Here is a 25,325-nt window from a genome sequence, read left to right on the forward strand (position 1 = left end):
ATGCAGCCGTTGGATTGCGGTACAATTCAAATGACCGAACAACTGCATGACCTGTTCCGAAAAGGAGAATCCACCCTATGAACAATAACCAAAACGCGGCGCACAACTGCAGCGGAGAATGCGCCTGCAACTCGCACAGTTCCTGCATTTCGCTTGTGCCGATCTTCAATCACCTGGAGCCGGACCAGATGGACGAAATCATGTCCGTGACCAATCCGGCGACCTACAAAAAAGGCGAACTGATTTACCGCCCCGGCGGAGCGTCGGATACGCTCTACATCCTCCATTCCGGCCTGATCCGCATCTACCGACTGGCGGAATCCGGGAAAGAGCAGCTCGTGCGCTTCCTCAATCCGGGCGATTTCACAGGAGAGTTGGCCCTCTTCAGCGAATCGAAGCACGAAGCCTATGCCGAAGCGGTGAGGGAGACACAAGTCTGCCGGATGAAAAGGAGCGATCTGCAGCACTTTTTGTTGAAATATCCGGCCATCTCCCTGAAATTGCTGCAGGAATTCTCTAACCGGCTGGAAAAGTCGGAAAGACAGACGACCTACGTGGCTACAGAAAAAGTCGAAGCCCGTTTGGCCCTTTATCTTGCCGAATTGGCCACGAAGGACGGCGACACCATCACCCTGCCGATGTCGAAGAAGGATCTGGCTTCCTACCTCGGAACAACACCGGAAACGATCAGCCGGAAGATGGGTTCCTTGGAGGACCACCATTTCATCAAACAACTGAACCACCGCGAGATCGTCATCCTGGATCTCGATGGCCTGTTGTTTTTGTAAAACCGCTAGCGACCGTCTCGTATTGAGACGGTTTTTTGGTTTGCAAGCGCATGCGTCGTCAGATGTCGGCTGTTTGTGATGCGAAGAAAGTAGTTCAATCGACAAATTTGGGTTCTCTCGACTGTTTGCGTTGCGACACGAATAGTTCAATCGACAATTTAGAGTTCTCTCGGCTGTTCGCGTTGCGACATGAAAAGATCAACCGACAAATTTGGGTTCCGATCCCTTTTTTGTCGGATCACAACCGTATTCCGCAAGCGCCCTTTGTGGTAGAATGGGTTTACGAAAAAGGGGGAAATTTTGATGACAGAAAAAATGAAGCAACGGCTTTTGTTGGCCTTTGCCACGGTTGTAGGCTTTGTGATCGGCTACCTGAATCCGGCGACTTCCCAAGCGCTCTTGTCCGGCATCGGTTGGATTGCGGGAATCGGCATGTTCTTCCTCTTCCGACGCTCCAATAAAAACCCGACCCGGGATTATACAGCAAGCTGGGCCTATATTTTGATCCGCATGCTGTTGTTCTTCATCATCGGCGCGGCTTTGGGCAGCCTGATCCCTTATTACCAACAGATCATGGCTTTGCAGCAGCAATAGATCTTCTATTCATTTATAAATAAACAACCAAAAGGAGTATGCATGCAAATGGATTACGTCGCCATTGACTTTGAAACTGCAAACAGCCGTGGTGACAGCGTCTGTTCCATCGGCTTGAGCCGTTTTTCCGACGGGAAGGAAGTCGACCGCTATTACGCGCTCATCAATCCGCGCCAATATTTCAGCCGCGGGAATATCCAGATCCACGGCATCACCGAGGCCATGGTCGCAAGGGAACCTTCCTTCGACGAACTTTATCCGGACATCCGGTCTTTTATCGGAGCAGATCCGCTGGTGGCCCACTTTGCCCAATTCGACATGAGCTGCCTGCAGCAGACGATTGAAACCTACAAACTGCCGAAGATGCAGAATGAATTTTTCTGTTCCTGCAAGATGGCGCAGCGCATGCTGGACCTGCACAATAACCGTTTGCCGACCGTCCTGGACTACTTCGGCATGACAATCGATAACCACCATAATGCAGTGGAGGATGCTGTCGCCTGCGGATTGATCACCAGCAAAATGCTGGCGCAATACGATTACGACATCCAAGGCTTCCTGGATGAATACCAATACCGGATGGGAAAATTGTTCTCGCATGCTTTTGGAGTAGCGAAAGGCGGCAGAAACACCCCTGCCAAACGGGCAAAAACAGCCGCACCGCTGAAGCCGAAGAGCCTGCTGTTCGATAAGGAACACGTCTTTTACGACAAGCACGTCTGCTTTACCGGCCGTTTCCAAAAACTGAAGCGCAACGATTTGGCACAGCTCGTTGTCGATGTCGGTGGCCATTTCGATGCCAACCTGAGCTACGAGACCCTTTACCTGGTCGTCGCTGACAGTGATTGGCGCAAAATCGGCACACCGAGCGAGAGCCGCAAAATCCAATCTGTCCGTGAACTGCAAGGCAGCGGCCACAATCTGACCCTGCTTTCCGAATCGGATTTCCTGCGCATTTTTTTGAAGAAATGAGGTGACACGGATGAATATCTTCAGCAAAATGGATAATTTAGTGAGCCTGACCGAAAACGAGAAAATTTTGGTTTCCTATATAAAAGAAAATCCCGAAGCTTTCGTGAAGATGACTTCTTCGGAAATCAGCGAAGCCAGCTTCATTTCGAACGCAACGATTTACCGTTTGTGCAAAAAGATGGACCTGGCCGGCCTTTCCGAATTGAAGATCTTGGTTTCTTCTTCGGTGGGCGACTACCTGAAGGAAAGGACGACCTTGGATTTCAACTATCCAATCCACCCCAACGAAACCCAATACCAGATCACGCGGACGATGCAGGAACTCTATGAGCAGACCGTGGTGTCCTCGCTCAACAACTTGGATCTGGAGCAGCTGCGCCAAGCGGCTTCGTTGATGAAAAAGATGCCGGCCATCGACCTTTACACCTCCGCCGGGAATCTGTTTTTCGCGGAAAACTTCAAGTTTCAGATGCAGGAAATCGGCAGATTCGTCAATGTCCCGATAGAGGAGTATCACCAACGTCTGACGGCGGCCGCCAGCGATCCTTCGCATATTTCCATTGTTGTTTCATACGGCGGACGGGGCACGGTCATTCCAGAAATCGTGAAGATCCTGAAGAATAACCGATCGCCCATTCTGTTGATCACATCCACCGATGCCATTCCTTTCGCAGATGTAGCCACGCACCATCTCTACATGAGCTCGAACGAAAGTCATTACAATAAGATTTCTTCGTTTTCGACCAGGCTTTCCTTGCTGTTCCTGTTGGATTGCCTGTACACCAGCTATTTCAAACTCGACTACGAGCGTAATGTCGCACTGAAAATGGATTATTACAAAAAAATCAGCCGAATCACTTGGTGAGGATCATCGGAACGGCTGCGCCTTCTGAAAGGATCCTATCAGTGTTCAAACCATCCTGATGCAAGTTGTGATAGATTTCTTTCATTCGGGGCTCGGTACCTTTTTTCCCAAAGGGTTATGGCTTATACTGAGTGCATCCATAAGAGAGGCGCCTTCATTTTTGATGACAGGTTGCTCCTCCCGGCGTGAGATCGCTCAGTCAGTAAGCGCCGGAAAAAATGAATCCACCCTTGAGAAGAAAGGCTTTCAACCGCGTACTGCCATACGCAAAGAGGCCTTCTGCTCTGCGAAACCCGGACAAATTTGTTCGGGTTTTTGTTTATTTTTAGACCTGTTGATTAGCTTCTTGGTATAATAAGGGCGAAGGATTGCTACTGTTTTGTTTATGGAAGAAGGAATCGATATGTTTAAAAAGACTGGAGACAGATCCGGGGAAGTAATCTTGTACAGCGGTAGGATGAGTTGGTGCCGAAGCGAACAGTCCGCCCTGGATGGCTTTGGCTTTTTGACAGACAAGCAGCTCCGCTTCGACATGCCGGAAATAGCCAAAATCATGACAAAGATTTTCTTCAAACCCTTCTCAAAAGCCTTCGCTGATGGCATCTACGACATCGCTATTCCCTATGATGACATCAGGAGTGTACGTCCAGGCGCTTACGGCCTCCGCAAAGCGCTGATCATCGAAAGGAAAGACGGTACCCTCTTCAAATTCGCAGTCAATCACTATGATACATGGGAAAAAGCCATCCGGAAGCGCATGATAAAAATCGCGTAACAACTGAATCTATACCAAACGAAAGGGGCTGCCTCCAATGAGGCCGCCCCTTTCTGTGTTTTGTTGTTCGCGTTCGTGGCGGAATTCCCCGCCAAAATGGTTTTGACGGGCAATCGCTTGTTGTCCGCGGACGTTTTTCCCCGCCAAAGTGGTTTCGGCGGGTTTTCTGACTGTTATTTGAACTGATTTTCCCCGCCAAACCAGTTTTTGACGGGTTATTTCTGAGCATAAATTCAATTCCCATATGGAAAGCGGCTGCCTTTTTGCTACTCTTTGCTGGTCGCCATTTGTTTCTCTTTGTTGCCAAGAAATTCGTTCAGGAATGCCGCGGCGAGTATCAGTACGCCTCCCGCCAATTGAATGGGAGACAGGTCTTCTTTCAGGAATACAGCCGAGACCACAATCGCTGTCACCGGGTCTACATAGCTGAGTACAGCGAATGTCTGGCTCTCGACCGCCTGGGCGCCCGCAAACATCAGCACATAGGCAATCCCCGTGTGGATGATCCCCAAAACCAGCAGACTGGTGATGGATCCGCCAGTCAATTGTCCCAATCCGAACCCGGAAGTCAGTGCGACATAAGGGGTCAGGATTCCGGTGGCGATGACGAGCGTCAAAGCAGTCAAAGGGATCCCGCCAAGACCCGCGATTTTTTTGTTGGACATGATGGCCACCGCATAGAAAAACGCTGCAGCCAAACCGAATCCGATCCCGACCGGATGATTATACGTCCCCGCATTCGGGCTCACGCCGATGATCAGGAACATCCCGAGCATCGCCAACAGGACGCAAGCGATCTTCTTCGCGGTCAAGGATTCCTTGAAGACGAACGGCGCCAACAGCGTCATAAAGATTGGTTGGAAATAATAGCTCAAGGTTGCATTCGATACCGTCGTGTAGCGGAAAGCTTCAAACAGCAAGATCCAGTTCATGCCGACAGCAAAACCCGAAAGCAACAGGAACTTGGCATTTTTCCTCACCAATTCCAAAGGGATCTTTTCCTTGCGCACCACCAATGTCCCCCAGAGGAACAGGCTCCCCAAAGCGCCCCTGAAGAAGGCAACCTGATTGGAAGCCAAATCAATATTCTTAACGAAGATGCTGATCGTCCCGAATATCAGCATCGACAGCATCACTTTCCCTTTTCCTTTCGACACAACCCCACACCTTCCCTTGTTTGATGAAAATAGTACACCCATCATATCACAGAGTTTATCGGCCGGGACAGGTCTGACGCAAAAAAATACGGAACGCGCAGTACTTGCGTTCCATATTTTTTGAATGAATCATATGCCATTAAGCTCTTATTACGTGCGTTCCCCATGCGGGTTCATCCGAAACTAATCGATTGCCGCAGTGATGATGGAAGCCTCCCTGATTTCTTCTACTTTTTTTGGTTTCTTTGCCTTTTCAGGTTTCTTTTCAGCGAAATAACGGACAACGGATTCCCATCTAATAAAATTTTTCATGGTATTGCTCCCTCCTTCATGTTGAAACGCACATCTTGCTGGTTTACTGGTTACTGTTGCATTCGGTACAATGCTTCCCCAAGACGATTGAGCGTGTCTTCAATCACTTTGGTCGGCGCCGCCAAGTTGATGCGTTCGTAGCCTTGGCCTCCATCTCCAAAAATATAACCTTCATCGGTAAAGAACTGCGCTTCCTCGCGCATGAACTGTTCCAGTTCTTCCGGTTCTAATCCCAGAGTATTGAAGTTTATCCATTGCAGATACGTTCCCTCAACCAGGGGTGCGGTTATTTTGGGGAAATTTGCAGCGAAGAAGTCGCGCACCAGATGCTGATTCCTGTCGATGACCGGTATCAGATGGTCAAGCCACTGTTCCGCATCATTGTAAGCGACCCGGCACCCTTCCAACCCTAGCGTACCGACCATACCGCAGGCGACGCTTCCGAGCGCATCGGACAGTTTCTTACGCAAAGCCTCATTTTGAATGATGATGTTGGAAGTGCACAGCCCAGCCAAATTGAATGTTTTGGATGGCGAAGTGCAGGTGATCGTCCTTTCAGCCACTGCGTGGGAAAGTGTCTGGAAAACCTTATGTTCATATCCAGGCATGATCAGGTCATGATGGATTTCATCCGCGACAATGATCATGTCATAGCGCAACACGATATCCGCCAAGCGCGCCAACTCCTCTTCCGTCCACACCCTTCCGACTGGATTATGGGGACTGCAGAAAATAATCAGCTTGTTCTCTTTCTTACGGCAAAGATGCTCAAGCCCTTTAAAGTCGATCGTGTAATCGTCCGCGCGATTCAAGAGAGGATTCCTGACGACTTTCCGTCCCGCATTTTCGATGGCTCCAAAGAAAGGATAATAAACCGGCGTCATGATGATGACACCTTCACCCGGCTGGGTATACGCCCTGACTGCCGCATAAAATGCTGAAACGACACCAGGACTGGTCAAAATCCATTCCTTCTCCACCTCAAAATTGTGCCGGCGCCGTTGCCAATCGATGACCGCTTGATAGTAGCCTTCGGTAGGGACACTATAGCCCAGTATGTTGTCTTCCAAATATTCCTGTAAGCCTTTGGTGATCTCGGGCGCAGTCCGGAATTCCATATCCGCCACCGTAAGAGGCACCACGTCATCCGCTACATCCGGCATCCATTGATACATCTGTTGCCATTTCACGGAGCCTTTGTTTTTTCTGCTGAGGACCGACTCGAAATCATATATTTTTTTGTTTCCTTCAATCTCCATCCCATACACCATATTATCTCTCCCTTCCCACTCGTGTAAGATTTAATCACACAAGCGTCGGATCGGCACCTCGTTTATGAGTGCAATTCATTTATTAAACTAACTATAAGGGGATTTTTGGCCATTGTCTACTTTTCCATAACAAATCAGGTCACAAAACCTCACATGCCATTAAAATCCCTTCCCAAACCCCTATCCAATCGCTGCTCCTCCGGTCACCATTCCTAACATGATCTTTCACTAAAAAACAAAAAAGCCCCAATTACGCTATATTCGCGCAATCGGGACTTAGATAGTATTTTTCTTGGAAGACTTATTTGAATTCAATGAAGAGATAAAGATCTCCACCTGTGAAATCCGGTGTACGCTCCAAGGAATTGACCAAAATATTCATTCGGATCTGGTCATTTTCGGTAGATATCGTCGCATCCTCAGTTGTCAGATTCCCTTTGTCGAAGCCGGAAGTCGCAGCCTCCTCGAAAATGGTATCGTACACTTCGCGGGTATTATAGACGATCAATTCCTCTCCAGCCGCATCCTTTACGGTCAAGACATAATACGTGCCATCCAACCTTTTTTCCAATTGGTATGGTTGGCCGTTCACTTCAAAATCGGTAGTTTCGATGGGGCTCGTTTCGACTTCGGAATAGTAGAGATACTGATGGAGCATGACATCGAAATTTGCGATTCCGACGACGGGATCGGCATCCCAGTTCAAATAGACGAATTCTCCCTCGCCTTGCGGATATTCCGTTTCGGAATAAGTCATATCAAATCCGTAGGTATCGCTGAAATCACTGTAGACATTGAAATCGCTCGGCAAGTAGGCCACCTCTTTGTTGTAGCCCATGTTGTCGATGTAGGAGGCGACCTTGGTGATGACGATCTTATCGCCGATGGAAACATCGCTTTTCGGAACGATGGCGTTATCAACCAACATGTCATTTTCCATCAATTTCCGTTCCAAAAAGCCGATTTGGTTGTTCTTGCTGACGGTAAAGGCATCGATCGGCGGAATGATGGAAATGGCCGACAGCGCAAGCAAGGCGATGGCGATCAAACCGTTATGCTTCGGTTTCATGAAACTGAAGATCACGCCCGCTATCGTCGCGAAGATGCCGAACAGGATGACATAGTAGCGGCCATGCGTGACGCCCATCTCCCTGATTTTCAGGAAGGAGGCGATGGTCTGGAAGACAACGATCGGAATCAGGATCTTAGGAAAAATTTTGCGGAACAGGTCGGCAAACTTATTCTCGAGATTGCAGGCAAGGATATAGACGATGATGACGATGATCGCATAGGAAACAAGCAGCGGCTCCAAAAGATTGGTTGTCCAGAATTCGCCTCCGATATTCATGACGACATAGATCACGAGAATCAACGTATAGATGGCAGTCAAAGGGATGATGATGTAGGAAATCAGGATTTCCAGAAACCGCGGCACCATAAATTGGCGATCCAAAGTTTCCCCGCGCTTCGCCCATGCCTCATCCGGAATCATTTCTTCGCGTTTGCCCGGGTACTGCGGCGTCATCGACAAGAAATAGATCGGTGCGAACAAGGAAGCGACGATATTCATAAGATGCGTGAGGATCTTGAAATCGATATTGAAGAGCAGGTAATCAGTGGCGTAGAAAATAGCGCTGATTCCGGCTGTCAACACTGCTGAAAAAAGTATGGTAGTAAAGAAAGCTTTCATAGCCGACAAAAAACTCCGGTGGAAAGGCACTTTCACATTTTTGATTGATGGTATCCAAATAAAAGCAATCATGAGAGCGAACAGCGCCACACCCGTTTTGACATTTATGGCTATATTGTACTGCGTCTGCGGTCCGACCGCGAAGTAATAACCGATCGTGAGCAACACGGCTCCACCCATCAACAGATAGCGGGTGTTCAGTTGCGTATAGAAACGTTCATAAACCATTTGGCCGACTATGCTCAGCATGGCTCCCACCAAAAAAGTGAACAAATAGCGGGCATAATCTTCGCGCGGGTTTTCGATCATGAAGCTGTTCAACACTGCGACCGCTATCAAAAATAGCACGGTCAATGGAAAACGACTGATTGAGCGGCCCATTCCTTTGTAGGCCGTCCGCAATGAATCTTTGAATTTCATTTTTGCCACTCCTTTCTTACAATAGGGCTGATAGGAAAATAACGCTATCCAATCCTCTCTGCTTTCCTGCTTTTCTTTCGTTTATGCGTAAAATCGGCCCGATGGAACGTAACGGTTGCCATCGCGAGGAAGACAATGCCACATCCGAATACGGCAAGGCCGCTCATCCATGGCTTGAATATGAACCCGTTGAAATTCAACGCTAATCCATTTTTGACCATTTCGGCGTCCGTTCCGTTGTTTTCCAAGACGATCGCCCGAAAAAACATGGTCGTATAGGTCATGGGATTCGCATAAGACAGGTATTCCAAAAAGGTCGGAAAAAGGCTCACAGGAACATAGGCACCGGATAAAAAAACCAACGGAAGAACTACCGCCTGACCAACGATTTGGTAGGTTTGCGCATCCCGAACGATGGTGGCAACCCAAAGCCCCAAGGCAGAATAGACAATCCCTACCAGGAACATGGAAAGGAAGACCAACACGATTGTGTGCGGCTTTTCGAATCCTAGACCTGTGAACATCCCGATCACAAAAATGATGAAGCCTTGTAACGTCGCAATCAGGGCGCCTGCCAACAATTGTCCGACTGCTACCTGAAAACGATTGATGGGGCTAACCAGTATTTCCTTCATGTACCCTGAACTGATGTCCTCAATCGTAGTCGCCGCGATATTCAATGACGTTTGAAATACGGTGGCGATTGTCACACCCGCAATGACATGATTGACGGAATTTTCTTGCAGCTGACTTTGAAAAAGGGAGGACAATACATAAATGAAAGCGAAAGGCGTAAGAAAAGTAATCAGCAAGCGGATGCGGTTGCGCATAAAGTTACGCAGATTGCGCAAGCATAATGTCCAGACGACTCTCACCCCGCATCACCGCCTTCACGGATTTTTTTGCCTGTAATTTCAAGAAAAACGTCATTCAGGCTCCCTTTCGTAACCTCCAAATCGAGAATATCATCCTTCAATGAATGGATTGTCTCAATAAATCTTCCCATGTCATCCACCTCAAGGTGCAAGTATCCACCTCTCTTTTCATAACGGAACTCCTGCTGCAAGAAATAGATTTCAACTTTTCGGGAATCCTTCACCTTCAATACGGCCCGCGTTTTGGTATACCGTTTTTTCAAAGCTTGCGGGGTATCGTTGACGATGATTTTCCCGTCGTCCATGATAGCCACTCGATCACACACTTCCGCTTCTTCAATATAGTGCGTCGTCAAGAAAATCGTTATATTTTTCTCCTTCTGCAGCTTCATAATGTATTCCCACATGCGATTTCTTGTCTGGGGATCAAGCCCCGTCGTCGGTTCGTCCAAAAAAAGAACTTTCGGATAATGGACCAGCGCGCGCACGATCTCCACGCGACGCTTCATCCCGCCGGAAAGGGTAGAGACCAGGCTATTCCGCCATTCCAACAAATCAACGAGATCCAGCAGTATCCCAATTCGTTCCCCCACCTCATCCCTTGGCACCCCATAAAGGCTGCAGTGAGCAACCAGATTTTCTTGCACTGTCATCTGCTGATCCAATGTAGGTTCCTGAAAAACGATGCCTATCGCTTTGCGAACTTTTTTCTGTTGCTTAGAGACATCTTCTCCATCAATCAAAAGCACTCCCGAGGTTTTATCGATCATCGTACATAGGGCGTTAATTGTCGTGCTCTTCCCCGCACCGTTCGGACCCAGAAAAGCAAAGCTGCTGCCCTCTTCCACTTCGAAAGAAACATCCTCCACTGCAAGGTAATCCCCATAATATTTCGAAAAATTTTTCACATTAATTATGGCTGCCATCTCTATGCCTGCCTTCCCAACAAAATAAGGTGAGCGCATCCAACATTAGAACTGTTGCTGATAAAACGAAACGTCTATATCATAATTATGGATATCCATGCGCACCTTTGTCAAATTTTGCGATGCATTTAAGGGCTTAGCACTAAAAAAGGCGCCATCAAAAAAAGAGCATAGCCCGTGGCTGTGCTCCCTTGTGCTTACCGTTTGAACGGTCCTGTCTTCGCATCCTTCATCGCCAATTGGATGTAATCGATGGAAGCGTTGAGCTTGTCGGTTTCCCACGAATCCAAAGCAATCCCGAATTGCTTTTCTACACCGTTACGGCCGATCAGGCAAGGCATGCTCAAGGCAACATCCCCATCATGTCCGTACTGTCCGCGCAAAATCGTGCAGACGGGATGGACGCTCTTTTCATCCAGCATGACCGCCTGCGCCAAGGTGATGGCGGATTGCGCAACCCCGGCATTCGTCCAGCCCTTGCCGTTCAGCACATCGTAGGCCGACTTCACGACCGCCGCCCCGATTGCTTCGGGATTCAATATCTCCACTTCCGGGAAATGGGTTCCGAACTCTTCATAACGGATGCCGTTTATGGCTAGTCTACTCACCACCGGAAAGGCGGTAAATCCGTGCTCGCCCATCATATAGCCGGTCACGCTTTTGGGATCGACACCGTACTGTTGTGAAATCACTTTCCGTAGACGGGCCGAATCCAGCATCGTGCCCGTCCCGAAGATCCGCCCTTCCGGATAGTCGAATTCGCTGGCCGCGATATAGGTCACCGTGTCCAATGGATTTGTGATCAGAATGATGATGGCCTCTTTTGTATATTTTATGATTTCGCCCATCACCTCACGGATGACCGCCGCATTTTTTCCCGTCAAGGAGGCGCGATCCGGGATGGCATTCGGATTCTTATCATCCTTCAGGACACTCGGTCCGGCAGCGATAATGATGATGTCCGCATCCGCGCAATCGGCGTAATCCCCCGCGTGTACGTCCACATTGGACATATAGGTCAATGCGGTCGCATGCGCCTGATCCAAGGCTTCCCCATGGGCAACATCCTTCAGAATATCGATTGTCGCAATTTCCGCAAATAACCGCAATTTCATTGCGTCAGCCAATACATAGGAACCTACGTGACCCACACCCACCACAACAAGTTTATTTTTGTGCATCTTTTCCCCTCCAGTTCTCATCATACTTTCATATTAGCACCTTTTCGGTGATTTATCACATGTATTTCGTGAAAAAGGGCCCGTCATGGCGTCGGCTTGCAATAATCCGTCGGTCCGAGTACTATGGAAGCAACATCACTCAGAGGAGCATACGTTAAATGGAAAAGTTTGTGGAAGCTTTAAAACAAAAAATTCGCAGTAAAGAGGGTTTGTCGCCCAAGATGCAGGATATTCTGGATGCTTGCGTCGTGCTGTTCTCGACGAAAGGATTTTCCAATACCAGCACAAAGGATATCGCTAAAGCAGCCAACGTTGCTGAAGGGACCATCTACAAGCACTTCGGGACCAAGGAAAATTTGCTTTACGCTACGATTTTCCCGATTCTGCGCGATATCATCTCGACGGAAGCGCTCGCCCAAGTGCAGCAGTTCCGTAATTCAGCAGAGAATGCGCCATTTGAACGATTCGTGGAATTCATCGTGCGCAAGGACGTTATGATGCCGGAAGAGCATTTCCAGTCAGGAAAAATTTTCCTAACTGAAATGATGTACGACAAACAGCGATTCCAAGAGTTCAACACGATGATCCCCAAGGACTTGATAGATGGCATTTACGCAATCCTCGACGGCTACAAAGAAAAAAACGAAGTCGTCGATTGGCCCAATCCCGTTATTTGGCAATATATCATGAGCATCCTGTTCGGTAATCACCTGACCCATTACGTCCTTTTCACGGATACAAAGCGGGACAAAGAAGCCGAAATCGCATATTTGACCCAGCAGATCGTCAAAGGCCTCCGACCCGATAAGCAATAGCATTGACAGTCCCTTCCCGAATCGCTATACTTGACTAATCGAACGGTGAGTAAATACTCACTCATCGTCGTTTCTTTTAAAATAATAAGGAGGCATCGCATTATTATGGCTTTTGTCGAACTAAAAAATCTGAACAAATATTACCCGATCAGCGGCGCGGAAGATTTCCAGGCATTGAAGGACGTCAATCTTTCCTTAGACAAAGGTGAATTGGTCTCAATCGTCGGCGAATCAGGCAGTGGGAAGTCGACCTTGATGAATCTGCTGGGCGGTCTGGACAGCCAGTTTTCAGGCGAAATAACCATTGACGGCCAAAATATGAGCACATTCAAGGAAAAAGATTTCGTGAATTACCACAAAGAGAAAATCGGTTTCGTTTTCCAGAGTTTCAATCTTGTTTCCCACCTCAGCGTGCTGGATAACGTCACTTTGGCGATGACGCTTTCGAACGTCGACAAAAAAACCCGGGTGGCCAGGGCGAGAGAAGTCCTGAAGCAACTCGGCCTTGATGACCAATACAAAAAGAAACCCAGCCAGTTATCCGGCGGGCAAAAACAGCGTGTGGCCATCGCCCGCGCCCTGGTCAATGATCCGGATATCATCATTGCCGATGAACCTACCGGCGCACTGGACTCGCAGACAACGGATCAGGTGCTGGACATCATCCAAGATATCGCCAAAACCGGCAAACTCGTCATCATGGTCACCCACTCGGAAAAGGTAGCTGCCCGCTCCACGCGCGTCGTCACAATCGATGACGGAAAAATCATCGGCGATATCCGTCAAGGCGAGATCAACTTGCAGGACAACGCATTGGAACTGCAGCAAAAAATCAAAAGCAAGAATCTCACTTTTTTTGCAGCAATCCGCTTGGCCCTTCTTAATATGAAGGAAAAGTTGGCCCGGAACATCCTTATCGCTCTTGGCGGCAGCATCGGAATCATGAGCATCATCGTGATGCTGTCCCTTGGCGAAGGCGTCAATGACTATCTGACCGCAACGATGAATGCCAATGTCAATCCTCTGGTCAGTGAAGTCCAGATGCCCGTCGTCATCGAAACCAACAACAGTGAAAACACCGATTCATCCATGATGATCACGACTCCTACCGGGGCTGAGATACCCGCCGGCTCTACGCCATCGGGCCCACCTACGGGCGTAACGCAGTCCGATCCGTTCGAAGAAGAGAACATTGAGGAATTGCGGAATATTCCGCATGTCGCTGAAGTCAATCTGGCCTATTCTTCCTTTACGATTGGAAGCGATAATGTCATCTTTGAGGAGAATAAATACTCCTTCATGACTTTCGGAACAACCTCAGGCATGACCGATTCCAACATCCTTTTCGGGGCGTTTCCTGAAGAAGGCGAGATTCTGGTCACAGAAGGCATAGCCAATCAGATGGGTGCTACTCCGGAAGAAGCCCTCGGAAAAGAAGTGACTCTGGACGTTACCATAGACGGTGAGTCATTGGAAAAAAATTACATCATCAGCGGTATTTACACGGCCGGCCAAGCCATCGGCGCATTCGAGTCTGTATATATGTCGGCTGATTCCTTTGAAACATTGACTGCAGAGAACAATATGGAAGTGGAGCCAAATGTTGTCTACTTGGTATCTGACGATCCTGAAAATACCCAAGCGATCAAAGATGAAGTAGCCGCTCTAGGTTACCGCGGTTCATCCGCGGATGCCCTGGCTTCCACGTTCACCCAGATGTTGGATATCTTCACTTACATCCTTTCCGGGGTTGCCGGCATCTCCTTGTTCGTGTCCGCCATCATGATTTTGACAGTACTTTACATCAGCGTTGTGGAACGGACACAAGAAATCGGCGTCATCAAAGCGATTGGCGGCCGGAAGAAAGATATCCGCCGCATCTTCGTTTCCGAGTCCTTCCTGATCGGTCTGTTCAGCGGAATTCTGGGCGTAGGCATCGCCTACCTCATCACCGTTGTCGGAAACATTGTTGTGGAGAATCTTTTTGATACGGCCATTCTGAATATGACACCGGCGTTTGCGGTATTCGGCATCGTCACCAGTGTGATCATCAGCATGGTAGCCGGCCTGATGCCTGCCCAAAAAGCAGCCCGCCTGGATCCAGTAGAAGCACTTCGCCACGATTAAGAAAAAGGATACGATGAATTGCGGTAGGGGGCGAGCACTAAGAGGACAAACACAAAGCGGACGCTTTTTGTCCACGTGTGGTTGTCAGCTTAGGCGGAACCTCCTGCAATTCAGAGTTCAACTAGCAGGATGTGATGATTCGCGTTTAGATACCCGGACGTTGGAGTGGACAACAGGAGGACGCACTGTGACCGTACCGGTCAAGTGTATCATGTCTCTAAGCGATTAAAAATCGCAAGAGCCATGACAAAACGGGAGCGGTATCTGCGAATCAGAACTCAACTACAAGGATACGATGAATCCCACTCTAGAAATCGACCACTAAGACGAACCAAAAGAAGCAGCCGGACTTTTTGTCGGCTGCTTCTTTTGGTTTATTCCGCTAGGCGGATTTGCGCATAAAAGGCATTCATCTGATCGGCCAATTCGCTTTCTTGCATTTCATAGAAAATGCTCATCACATTGTACAAGTATCGTAACAACCAATCAAACGCGTCCTTCTTCAGGGTAACACCTTCCTTCATTTCTTGCTCGATCTCTTTATGCAACGCATCGACCCAATGATCCCCGAGGACAATCCGCACCCGTTGGAACTGCTCCCGAAAAAGCTGCTCGGTGGAAACTTCACCCTCCCCCGGCATCCACTTGTTGCGGTTTGCACTCCGGTAATACCGGGGGATGAAATGCTTGAAATAAGGGTCGGATTGTTGCAACAAGAAAAAAGCTGCTTCATATTTTCGATTGGCAATGTAGCTCTCCAACAAATAGGAAACCAAAATATCCCGAAAATCGCTCGACAGTTTACGGACCACCAAATCCTTGTAAGTATCATTGACAGGCACAATGTCCAACTTAGTATACAACGGCTGCCGGCTTGCACCCACCACCAATTCTTCGCGTTCCAACAGCTTATGTGCCTCTTCCTTCGCCCTGTCATGCATGCCACGGGATCGAAAAACGACAAAACGGACCCATTTCAGTAATGCGCCTTCTTCAGCAGTCAGCTGAATGTCCGGATTGCCATCCAAAACCACCGCAAAATTTTCTAATTTCCGGATCGTATCCTCATAATCATGATGCTCCCACTGGATATAACTCGCCTCATTCTTTTCGTAACGGAAGCTAATGAAAATCATTTGTAGCCACAGTTTTTTTATGTCAGAATAACTGACGCGATAATGTAACTGTTGCCGCAACACTTCTTCCATCTGCGCCTTGATTCTGGTCCGCTCCCATCCCGATCCGATTGCTTCAGCTTCAAACAACTGAACGAGTTCAATCGACTTCCTGACATTGTATTTGTTTTCTACCATTAATTTATTTACAATAGGCCTGAGAATGAGGTGCGACAACTTCACTTGATTCCTGAAATAAGGGAAAATAAAATAATCTTCATTCACCCTTTTCCGCAAAATCCCCGCATGCAAGGGTTGATGACCCAAAGGCCCGATTATCGGTGAAAAGTCCTTTAGCTCATATTCCCCTTCCATGAATTCCAAGTTTGCATGGTTGAAAGGATAGCCCGCTGGAAAATTCTGTTTGTAATAGAAGAGATACCATTCATGCGCTTCTTGTTCATTCAGCAACAGCCGATCCACGGAGATGTCCTCTTCCGCAAACCGCTTCGCAAACTGTTGCGCCTCATGGGATAATCGATAAAAGTGCTGCGTATGCAGAAAATCATGCAACGTATGCTCATTCACTGACACTTTCTCAGCCCGTACATAGTCATACATCGCGCAATAATACTCAAAAAACTGATCGTAATCACCTTTCATCTTCCACACCTCCGGACCGTAATCCCTTACAATTCTAAGTCCATTTTACCATATTGCCTAAAAAACAAAGCAAGAAAGCCTACGCGCCTGACCAATTTGGCTACCAAATACTGAAAATTGTGCAATTAACTGAAAGCTGAAACAAACATCCTACATAGAATTTATAAAAATTTATACAAATTCCGTTCAGTTGATATAAAAATGTTCAGTTATTTAATGACGTTTTCACGCGATGGTGCTATACTATACATGAAATACCGTTTATCGCATTAGGGTACAAATATACTACAGCGCCTGAGGAATCCCAACCCATAAGCATTTCCAGAAAAGTATCCCTTCCTGGCCTCTCCCGTCCCTCACTTTTTAATGAGTAGAAATCCCAGCATCCAGAAAATAAATATTTTTACATCAGCTATATTGCGAATTCAAATCATCTGAAATCGCTAAAAAACCGTCAAACAGGCTTCCAATTGCAAATCACTGTAATTATTTTGTTTTTGTTCCGATTTTTAATAAACAAAAACATACTTTATGTCGATTATGCTCCGACGATCTTTCCGTTGCCTTGGGAACGGAAATCCATGTTGAAGTGGCCATTAAATTGCACGCCAAAAAGGGATAGTGATCCTTCAGCCAGATACTTTTTTTGCAATCGGCCGCGATTGGGAGAAGCGGCACAGTTCCCTCAAGCCATACGCTTTAATGGCAAAATATTTGCCTCCTCTGTCGCATCAATAAATTGGGTTCGTTAACGGCAACATACTTTCCGCAATAAACTTATCATTTTTAGGCGCCAGTTTGTACATGTCAGATTAAATTACATACATATTACAAACAAGCCTTTTTATGACAAGGATTAAATTTTTATATTTTTATAAAATATACTAGACAAAGTAAAAAAATAGTATATTATTATTGTTATTGGCTCGTTCGGATGATATGGAATTTGAGTCAATTAATTTTCAAATTGTCGAACCGTTGCTATCAGATAGATTACGTTAGGAGGATAACTATGTATACCATGTCCAACATAAAAAACCTCTCCTTGAAGATTGTACTCGCTGAAAAGAATACAATCACATCGGCCCAACCTACAAACTACCAAAAATTCCCTTATGTTAAACTTTTCTACGTTACATCTGGGGATGTTTCTTTAATAATGAAAGAAACGACGGAAAAGCTTTCAAAAGATCAATTGATCTTATTGAATCCAAATGTAGAGTACTATTGGGACCTGACAGGAGATAAAGCAGCAGAGATCATCGAAGTCGGCATCCACGGTCTGGAGTTCTCAAAAATCGGAGACGCAGAAAGCGATTTCTCTTATTACCGCCACAACGACGGTGAAAAAGAAACCGCAACTTTCCTGAATTTATTGCTGGATGAAATGAGCACTCGCAACCAAGGCTACGAAGAGGTCAGCAAACGCTTCGTCGAGATCATCCTGATCCACTTGTTGCGTCTGGAAGAATTCTCGATCCGCAACTCGCTGAACAAGAAGAACCACAAAGAAATCCAAACGGTCAAGAATTACATGAAAGTGAACTACCACAAGAACATCACTTTGGATGACTTGGTGGATCTGGTCCACATCAATAAATTCTACTTGATCCGTATCTTCAAGCAGGAAGTTGGCATGTCGCCGATCGACTACTTGATCCATATCCGTATCGATGAAGCGCAAAAAATGTTGCGCAACACCAATATCGCAATCGCCGATATTGCACACTTGGTCGGCTTCCAGTCACCGTCACACTTCTCGAAAACATTCCGGGAATTGTCGAACTGCACGCCTTCACAATATCGTCGTCAAGGAAACCAATAATACAAAAAGAAGAAGCCGCTGTTTTAAGCGACTTCTTCTTTTTGTTCTTTCAATGCCCGCAAATAGTCTATCGCCTCATGCGGTCTGCGGAAATGTTGGATTTCGATGCCATCCGGTACCTGATCCAATAAGGCGACCAAGCCCGGGAGGTTGTTTTTGTTAAAGTTCCAAATGAATTTCATGAATTCCCAATCGAAGCGTTCCGGACAGCCTTCCCCCATATCTGGACGGGTGCGCTTGCGGTTCGAAACGATCCGCTTCAACGCGCGGTAAAGGCACAACCTTCTTGGGTAGTCGAAAAAGAAGACTGTATCCGCACGCTCCAGCCGGATCGGCAGGCTCCGTTGGTAATTGCCGTCGATTATCCACTTGTCCTCTTGCACAAGTTCTTTTTGGATTCGGTCCTGTTCCGCATCAGAGCGCAATTCCCAATCAGGCAGCCAAAAAAATTTATCGAGATGATGCAATGGATTGCCTGTCAACTGCTGCAGCTTGCGCGAAAAAGTGGACTTCCCCGATCCGCTGCATCCAATGACGACGATCCGCTTCATTACCTTCCCACTCCCGCTGTCCTTCATCTTCGCCAAACCGATCCCTCCTTTTGAACGAGACTTTTTCTTCTATCGAACAGTTTACCACAGCAGAAATGCAGTGAACAGTAACTGATGCGCCTCCGCAACTAATGGTATACTGGAATTAAAAAAAAGGAAGGAACGATGCAAGATGATACGCAAAGCCCGAAAAGAGGATTGCCCGGAACTCTACGACCTGATCCACGAGATTTTCGTTGATATGGAATTGCCGCTGCTCGATCTGTTGAATCCGGATGTCCTGAAAGCCGCGATGGTCCGGGCCATGCACGAGGACGTCTACCGGTTCAGCTTCCGGAACGGCCTCGTCTATGAAGAAAACGGAGAAATCCTCGGCTGTTGCTTCGGCTATCCGGGAGCAACCGAACCCATCATCGATGCCGCACTCCGGAACGCTTTTGAGGAAATGCACATCGCGGCGCCCAGACTTTTCCCCGACAGCGAAACGTTTGCTGGAGAATGGTATTTGGATTCCATCGTGACGAAGCAATCAGCGCGGGGGAAAGGTGTCGCCTACCAATTGCTGCAAGCACTGCCGACACTCGCCTCAGCTGCGGGTGAAACCGTCATCGGCCTGAATTGCGAAAAGGACAATCAGCAGGCAAAAAAACTCTATGAAAAAGTCGGCTTCCGGACAGTTTCCGAGCGAACGCTGAGCGGGCATGTCTATGACCATATGCAGTGGGACTTCAAAGGAATATCCTTTATCAAATAAAAAATCAGCCGCCGTCTGTAAAGCAGTCACGCTACTTATTTAAAAAATGGCGCCTCTTGGATTATCTTAATGTTTCAATCAGGTCCTTTTTAGCAGCTGCTGATGCAGGCATGACAGAGAAAATTAACCCTATACCAGTCGATACACTTATGGCTAAAAAAACAGTGGAAAATTCAATCGAAATTGGAATATCAATGATGGATCCAATGATATATGCAAAACTGATCCCCACAATATAGCCCACAATCCCTCCAAACAAGGTCAGTGTGACGCCCTCCAAAAGAAATTGCATCCGAATGGAATTTTGGGTCGCTCCCAGCGCACGTCGAATCCCAATCTCCTTTGTCCTCTCCGAAACAGAAATGTACATCATATTCATTACGCCTACACCTGCAATAAAAAGCGATATTCCGGCAACAGCGGAAATAAATACTGTGATCGTGCGGAGGATTTTACTGACCCCGTCCGTTAATAAGGCGGTGTCGAATACTTGATACTCACCAAAGGCTTTCATTGCGCCCTTTTCCTTGAGTTGTTCGATCACATCCGTTGTCACGGAACTAGGCGTGGCTCCCTTTTCCAATGTCACTGTTAAGGAAGATTTTTCAGTCGTGTCATTGAAATAGTGCAGATAGGTTTTTTTGGGAATTTGAATGTTGCTTTCTGGCATAGAAAATAGACTTTCTGACTCCGTGCCTTGATAAATCCCGATTATTTTAAATAGATGGCCCTCTAATTCAATCCCACGATCCAATGCATTTTCAGCACTTCCGTACATCTCTTTTGCGGTAACGGAATCTATCATAGCTACTTTATCCAGCGTTTCGTTTTCATACGCGGTCAGCTGGCGTCCGACAATGGGATCCTTACCCAGATTATTTATTAAAGAAACCTGCTTATTTTGTTTTTTGCCTTTGATGTAAATGCCTTTATAAATGTTCGAATAATCGGGGTCAGGGTAATTTGCGGATTTCACTCCGTCCACTTGCTTTACGGTTGCAATGTCCACATCAGTGAAATAATCCAAACTGCTATAGCTCAGACTATCGTTACTTGGGGCATAATTTACTTGTATGTTCACTTCATCCGATTCACCATTGGTTAAATTCTTTAACGTTTCTTTCTCGAATCCACGACCGATTGATAAAATAGTGATGACGGAGGCAATCCCAATCACAATGCCAAATATCGTTAACAGGCTTCGTTTTCTGTTTTTTAAGATTGCTTTAGTAGCGGTTCGCCAATTAACATATATGTTCATGGGCGTAACGCCTTGTCTTCAATAATCTCACCATCGCGAATACTTATTAATCTTGAACAATACGGGACCATATCAGGGTTATGTGTAACGAGAATAATCGTAACCTGATCTTGGGTATTCAAATCCACAAATAACTTCATAATTTCCTCAGAAGTATGCGAATCCAATGCACCTGTCGGTTCGTCTGCGATGAGGAATTTAGGTTGGTTAATCAACGCTCTGGCAATTGCCACGCGCTGCTGTTGACCGCCAGATAATTGTTTCAGGTGTTTATCTGCCTTATCGGATAGACCCACTTTTTTTAAAACAGCCCTTACCTTTTCTTCTGTTTGATGGAATTTATAGCCATTATAAAGCAAGGGCAATTCAACATTTTCAAAAACAGTATTATTTTCGATCAAGCTGAAATTTTGGAACACAAAACCTACGGTTTGATTCCGGATTTTGGAGAGGATTTCATCCGAAGAAGTCAATAGAGCCTCCCCTTCAAATAAGTACTCTCCTTCGAATTGTTTATCGATGAATCCCAGTAAATTAATTAAGGTTGATTTGCCCGAGCCCGATGGGCCCATAATGGCAATCATTTCACCTGGAGCAATCGCTAGATTAATATTTTTGAGAACATGCAGGCTTTCTTCGTCGTTCTGATAGTATTTATTCACATTAACCAAACTAATCATCTAATTCACCATCACTTCTTGGCCGTCTTTTAAGTCTTGAGATGGCTCGGAAATAATGCGGTCTTTTTCTTTTAATCCCTCTGTAACAACAAAAACACCGTCTCTATTTTCTGCCAGGATGGCTTGTTTTTTGACCGTTCCTTTGGAGTAAACAAAAACATACTGCTTATCCTCTTCGTTCAGGATTGCCTTTTTGGGTATACGCAGTTCATTAACGGGTACATAAATTTGGCAACTATACCCATATTGTAAGTTTTCTGATGGTTTTACTTTGAAGGAATAATTTGCCACATTAGATTGTGCCGTTGCAGTCCCCTCAGTAGCCGTAGACTCCGGTAATATACTGACTTCTGTAATCGTACCTGCAATTTTTTTATTACTGTTCAGCAATTGGATTTCCACAGCTTGATCTGTTGCTAAGTGTCTGTAATCATACTCGGAAACTAATGCTTTTATGATTGTGTCCTTACCTAAAATTTTAATAACGGGAACACGCGCATTTGTTTTCCCTTTCGGTTCCACAATGGCGGTTCCATCAGTTGTTGCTGCTACATTTGTTGTAATTTTATTCTGGGCAAGTTCGATATTTTGAGTGGCAGTGGATAAATCTAAGTTTGCGGAATCTAGTACCTGCTGCGCTTGTGAGATGACTTCTTCCTGAGAAGAAACAGCTTCTTTATACTGATCCATTTTAGCTTGTTCTTCTTGGCGAATGGTTTGACCTTCCATTGAATCGGCATCGGCATTATTGAATTCATTGAATGCTTCATTCAAACTATTTTGAATGTTTTGTTTTTTTGTATACGTATTGTCCAGATTTTCTTGCGCATTGTTCACCGCTAAAGTTAGTTTGTCGAGCGTTTGTTGCTGTTCCGTTATTTGATCTTGTACGGTTTCGTTTTGATAGACCATGACTACCGTGTCTGCACTGATTTCTTGATTATTGGTTACTAAAATGTCGGAAACCTGGCCCTTTGTCTGGTCAAAATAGAATTCCTCTACGTTTTGAGCTGCAACGGATCCATTAAAGATTAAATCATCGGCTTTTTTTATCGTTACCGCGTCATAGGAAGCCAATGTAGGTTCCTGCTGCTGTTTTTGTTTGAAAAAAAATGCTGTACTGATCGCTAAAATGGCGATCACTCCCCATACGGCACTGAATATTATTCGCTTCTTTTTGGACAGTGGTTTCATTTTAAATCCTTTTTTATTCGTTTGTTCTTCCTTTGCCTTGTTTCTCTTCATTCCTTACGCCTCTGTTTCGGCTTTAAACAGGTAGATTATGGACAAAATCGCCGGTAGGGAAACAAGCGCTTGTAGACCAATACTTACGATCGAGATCATGCTGGCAAATTCGGTAAATCCTTGAATTTCTATTTTGGGAGTGAACAGCAAGGAGTAGATAATCCCGGTTACGATCCAAAATAAATGCAGGTAGTAAGGCGTTTTTGCAGTTGCGACGCCTTCTTTTAGTTTTTTATGTGCAGAGATGAGCATAATCAGGATTGTAATCGAGATGATTACGCCGATAACGGCATAAGCTTTTGTTCCGATACTATTTGCTTGTTCATATAATTGCGTGGCTGAAGATCCGTAAACATCTTCTGTGTAGAGAGCTTTGTCAGGATTTAAAATCCCCCGTAGCCCTACAATTGACGTAAGCAGCCCCAGAGCTTTTAAAACTAATAACACCATATTCCAATTTTTAGCCTTTTTAAGATAATCCTGTTTGTCTTTTGTCTTCATTTAAGATTACACATCTTTTCATTGATATATTTTGATATTTGGTTGATGAGAGTTACCATTACTGATTTCAAGGTCAGCCGCATGGATTAGCTTTCATTTTTTAAAAAGTAGTATGTTCCAAAGAATATCGTAAGTATCATAAATGCGATTAAGTTAAACTGCAGCCTGGATAGTAAAACAATCATCGTCAGAGCCATTAAACTTGTAGTGATACTATTTCGATTGATGATTAGCATGACTATTAAACAAATGCATACCAATATTAATCGATAATCAAGTCTGTTAACTTGAAAGTCCAAATAAATCAGAAAAAAAGTAGCTAGCAATGCGAAAAAAAGCATCACCTCTGAAATTTTCATATGAGTGCCTTCCTTTCTTGATTTGTTGTTGAATTATAAGCCGAGTAACTAGCCTATATTTAACACGTACGTTGCAAGAATAATAACATTACCTTCAAGACAACTCTTTAAAATACTTTTTACAATAATGAGGGAGATGGGTCCCATTCCTGATATGTAAATTTATTGATTCCTTCACGCATCTTTATGTAAAAAAAGTGCTATAATAACAGTTGAAGACTCAAAAAAAGTGCAGTGAGTCTCCTTCTTAACGCTTTTAGTTTGTTAATCAGCAACCAGCATTTTTCTCGGCTTTATCTTCATAGGAAAATAATGGTGTTAAGACATTTACATGAACCAATACCTCCGTTTCAAATTGCCATAAAAATGACTTTAGAAAGCCCATGTTCCTAAAGTCAGTTTAAATGATTCCTATATCGAGAGGTATGAGTAAAACCGGCAACCCCCTATGTATTCATGGACATACTCACCTTTGAAAAGATAGAATATTTATTGGAAGACTACATACTGAACGTAAAATGAAAAAAAGGAGCGGCTGTATGGATAAAGTAATCGAAGAGAAGTTGAAAAAAATAGAGGAAAAGATACTGTTAAAGAGAAAGAATCCATTATTTGATATCGGGAAAAATGGAAACGTATCCTTTACGTTGAATGGTGAAAATAACTGGGTTCGAAAAATTGATATACAAGAATATGGGAACTTATAAAATTGAAGAGGAATATGATATAGCTTTAACTGCCTACTTATCAGAATTTAAGAAGAATTTTTCTTCTTCTTTTGTGGATCTCGTGCAAATGGAGTTGTCAAAAAAAAGTACGGACAGATTGTCGTTAGGGAAAGTTTATTTGTTTCTTTCTTTGGATCAAAATAAACCACATTCCCTTCCAACAAAGAATCAGATTGCGGTCAGACTGGATATTCTTTTTATTTTGTGTGATTACCTTGATGATATTTTAGACGGAGACAGTGTGATTGCTTTGCCAAAAAATGAGTTGCTCATTAACGCTATGTCTCTACTTTTTATATGTATAGGAGAGCTTTGTGAACTCACCAAAAACTATCTCGATGCCTCTAAAATATTATATTTTCTTACAGAATCAATAAATGGAGAGCGTTTCGATTTTTATTCAACACTTTCAGAAGATTCCTCTGTAGAAGTTTATTTTTCTAAGATGTTACAGAAATCTACTCCTTTAGTTCAACTGGTCTTCTACCTTGCTTGTCCTGAGAATGAACTTATTTGGAAAGACTGTGCACAAAATCTCTCTACTGCCTTTCAACTGCAAAACGATGCGCTAGACTGTATGGACACGAGCAAGTCGGATTTGGTTTTATTCAAGGAAACGCTTCCCTTTATAAAGGCCCTTGAATACGCAACTATAGATAACAATAAAATGTTTTTCACTATTGTTGAGAATAGAATAACTGATGAGGATTCTTTAGCTTTCTTAGCATATTATATGGAAGAATGCGGTGCGGTTGAATATTGTTTAAGAGCTGCCTCGCTTTACTTTGAAGAAGCTTTTCAAATTCTAAAGAATAATTCTAACATTTCTGTAGAAGTTTTTACTTTATTAAAGAGCTATTTAAAGGAGTAACATA

24 protein-coding genes are annotated in these 25,325 nt (G+C 45.2%); 11 read left to right on the forward strand and 13 right to left on the reverse strand.

What is annotated here, in order from left to right:
• Positions 1 to 77: 77 nt before the first annotated feature.
• The 5 genes from AC0J5I_RS03790 (at position 78) to AC0J5I_RS03810 (ending at position 3,994) form a co-directional block, all read left to right on the forward strand.
• Entirely contained in the window at positions 78 to 788 is a 711-nt protein-coding gene (locus AC0J5I_RS03790) for a Crp/Fnr family transcriptional regulator (protein ID WP_475303884.1), read from the forward strand.
• A 303-nt stretch (positions 789 to 1,091) separates the two neighbouring features.
• A complete protein-coding gene (locus AC0J5I_RS03795) occupies positions 1,092 to 1,382 on the forward strand; it encodes a hypothetical protein (protein ID WP_107996049.1) in 291 nt (96 codons plus the stop codon).
• Positions 1,383 to 1,424: 42 nt separating this feature from the next.
• On the forward strand, positions 1,425 to 2,354 hold the full coding sequence (locus AC0J5I_RS03800) for an exonuclease domain-containing protein (RefSeq protein WP_475303897.1): 930 nt from the start codon (positions 1,425 to 1,427) through the stop codon (positions 2,352 to 2,354).
• 10 nt (positions 2,355 to 2,364) lie between these two features.
• Positions 2,365 to 3,219: a MurR/RpiR family transcriptional regulator gene (locus tag AC0J5I_RS03805; protein ID WP_475303899.1), complete on the forward strand. Its 855-nt coding sequence runs from the start codon at positions 2,365 to 2,367 to the stop codon at positions 3,217 to 3,219.
• A gap of 403 nt (positions 3,220 to 3,622) precedes the next feature.
• Complete coding sequence (locus AC0J5I_RS03810; protein ID WP_475303903.1) at positions 3,623 to 3,994, forward strand: hypothetical protein; 372 nt, start codon at positions 3,623 to 3,625, stop codon at positions 3,992 to 3,994.
• 266 nt (positions 3,995 to 4,260) lie between these two features.
• Here the strand turns inward: AC0J5I_RS03810 and AC0J5I_RS03815 are convergent, their stop codons facing one another.
• The 7 genes from AC0J5I_RS03815 to AC0J5I_RS03845 form a co-directional block, all read right to left on the reverse strand.
• Positions 4,261 to 5,151: a DMT family transporter gene (locus tag AC0J5I_RS03815; RefSeq protein WP_199903012.1), complete on the reverse strand. Its 891-nt coding sequence runs from the start codon at positions 5,149 to 5,151 to the stop codon at positions 4,261 to 4,263.
• 183 nt (positions 5,152 to 5,334) lie between these two features.
• Positions 5,335 to 5,463, reverse strand: a complete 129-nt coding sequence (locus tag AC0J5I_RS03820) for a hypothetical protein (protein ID WP_256327902.1) — start codon at positions 5,461 to 5,463, stop codon at positions 5,335 to 5,337.
• Positions 5,464 to 5,513: 50 nt separating this feature from the next.
• Positions 5,514 to 6,734, reverse strand: coding sequence for a MalY/PatB family protein (locus tag AC0J5I_RS03825; RefSeq protein ID WP_475303917.1), 1,221 nt, complete (start codon positions 6,732 to 6,734; stop codon positions 5,514 to 5,516).
• A gap of 301 nt (positions 6,735 to 7,035) precedes the next feature.
• A complete protein-coding gene (locus AC0J5I_RS03830; protein ID WP_475303920.1) occupies positions 7,036 to 8,844 on the reverse strand; it encodes a DUF4153 domain-containing protein in 1,809 nt (602 codons plus the stop codon).
• Between the two features lie 44 nt (positions 8,845 to 8,888).
• The gene (locus AC0J5I_RS03835; protein ID WP_475303922.1) at positions 8,889 to 9,719 is read right to left on the reverse strand and encodes an ABC transporter permease; all 831 of its coding nucleotides are present in this window, start codon (positions 9,717 to 9,719) and stop codon (positions 8,889 to 8,891) included.
• Positions 9,716 to 10,645, reverse strand: a complete 930-nt coding sequence (locus AC0J5I_RS03840; protein WP_107996043.1) for an ABC transporter ATP-binding protein — start codon at positions 10,643 to 10,645, stop codon at positions 9,716 to 9,718. Before AC0J5I_RS03840 ends, AC0J5I_RS03835 begins: the two co-directional genes overlap by 4 nt.
• 197 nt (positions 10,646 to 10,842) lie before the next feature.
• Positions 10,843 to 11,826, reverse strand: coding sequence for a lactate/malate family dehydrogenase (locus AC0J5I_RS03845; RefSeq protein ID WP_475303930.1), 984 nt, complete (start codon positions 11,824 to 11,826; stop codon positions 10,843 to 10,845).
• A 158-nt stretch (positions 11,827 to 11,984) separates the two neighbouring features.
• Between AC0J5I_RS03845 and AC0J5I_RS03850 the strand changes: the two genes are divergently transcribed.
• Together AC0J5I_RS03850 and AC0J5I_RS03855 are read left to right on the forward strand one after the other, a co-directional pair.
• Complete coding sequence (locus AC0J5I_RS03850; protein ID WP_107996041.1) at positions 11,985 to 12,641, forward strand: TetR/AcrR family transcriptional regulator; 657 nt, start codon at positions 11,985 to 11,987, stop codon at positions 12,639 to 12,641.
• 105 nt (positions 12,642 to 12,746) lie between these two features.
• A complete protein-coding gene (locus tag AC0J5I_RS03855) occupies positions 12,747 to 14,768 on the forward strand; it encodes an ABC transporter ATP-binding protein/permease (RefSeq protein ID WP_475303937.1) in 2,022 nt (673 codons plus the stop codon).
• Between the two features lie 374 nt (positions 14,769 to 15,142).
• Here AC0J5I_RS03855 and AC0J5I_RS03860 read toward each other — a convergent pair whose 3' ends face one another.
• Positions 15,143 to 16,546: a hypothetical protein gene (locus tag AC0J5I_RS03860; protein ID WP_475303939.1), complete on the reverse strand. Its 1,404-nt coding sequence runs from the start codon at positions 16,544 to 16,546 to the stop codon at positions 15,143 to 15,145.
• Between the two features lie 1,012 nt (positions 16,547 to 17,558).
• On the opposite strand from AC0J5I_RS03860, the gene AC0J5I_RS03865 reads away from it, so the two are divergent.
• The gene (locus AC0J5I_RS03865) at positions 17,559 to 18,371 is read left to right on the forward strand and encodes an AraC family transcriptional regulator (protein WP_170100181.1); all 813 of its coding nucleotides are present in this window, start codon (positions 17,559 to 17,561) and stop codon (positions 18,369 to 18,371) included.
• Between the two features lie 23 nt (positions 18,372 to 18,394).
• Here AC0J5I_RS03865 and AC0J5I_RS03870 read toward each other — a convergent pair whose 3' ends face one another.
• Positions 18,395 to 18,958: a P-loop NTPase family protein gene (locus tag AC0J5I_RS03870; RefSeq protein WP_475303946.1), complete on the reverse strand. Its 564-nt coding sequence runs from the start codon at positions 18,956 to 18,958 to the stop codon at positions 18,395 to 18,397.
• Between the two features lie 136 nt (positions 18,959 to 19,094).
• On the opposite strand from AC0J5I_RS03870, the gene AC0J5I_RS03875 reads away from it, so the two are divergent.
• Positions 19,095 to 19,676 (forward strand): N-acetyltransferase family protein, encoded by a 582-nt coding sequence (locus tag AC0J5I_RS03875; protein ID WP_475303950.1) that lies wholly within the window; start codon positions 19,095 to 19,097, stop codon positions 19,674 to 19,676.
• 61 nt (positions 19,677 to 19,737) lie between these two features.
• On the opposite strand, the gene AC0J5I_RS03880 is transcribed toward AC0J5I_RS03875, so the two are convergent.
• From AC0J5I_RS03880 to AC0J5I_RS03895, 4 genes are read right to left on the reverse strand one after another with little or no spacing between them, the layout of a single operon-like run.
• Entirely contained in the window at positions 19,738 to 20,937 is a 1,200-nt protein-coding gene (locus AC0J5I_RS03880) for an ABC transporter permease (protein WP_475303954.1), read from the reverse strand.
• A complete protein-coding gene (locus tag AC0J5I_RS03885) occupies positions 20,934 to 21,617 on the reverse strand; it encodes an ABC transporter ATP-binding protein (RefSeq protein WP_107996034.1) in 684 nt (227 codons plus the stop codon). The genes AC0J5I_RS03880 and AC0J5I_RS03885 overlap by 4 nt, the downstream gene beginning before the upstream one ends.
• Positions 21,618 to 22,862, reverse strand: a complete 1,245-nt coding sequence (locus tag AC0J5I_RS03890; protein ID WP_475303960.1) for an efflux RND transporter periplasmic adaptor subunit — start codon at positions 22,860 to 22,862, stop codon at positions 21,618 to 21,620.
• Positions 22,863 to 22,865: 3 nt separating this feature from the next.
• On the reverse strand, positions 22,866 to 23,363 hold the full coding sequence (locus AC0J5I_RS03895) for a hypothetical protein (protein WP_475303962.1): 498 nt from the start codon (positions 23,361 to 23,363) through the stop codon (positions 22,866 to 22,868).
• Positions 23,364 to 24,261: 898 nt separating this feature from the next.
• Between AC0J5I_RS03895 and AC0J5I_RS03900 the strand changes: the two genes are divergently transcribed.
• Both AC0J5I_RS03900 and AC0J5I_RS03905 read left to right on the forward strand, forming a co-directional pair.
• Complete coding sequence (locus tag AC0J5I_RS03900) at positions 24,262 to 24,429, forward strand: hypothetical protein (protein ID WP_475303964.1); 168 nt, start codon at positions 24,262 to 24,264, stop codon at positions 24,427 to 24,429.
• A complete protein-coding gene (locus AC0J5I_RS03905) occupies positions 24,416 to 25,321 on the forward strand; it encodes a polyprenyl synthetase family protein (RefSeq protein ID WP_159072201.1) in 906 nt (301 codons plus the stop codon). The genes AC0J5I_RS03900 and AC0J5I_RS03905 overlap by 14 nt, the downstream gene beginning before the upstream one ends.
• The last annotated feature ends 4 nt before the right edge of the window (positions 25,322 to 25,325 follow it).

The organism is Trichococcus sp. TS_SC_9 (assembly GCF_056156325.1).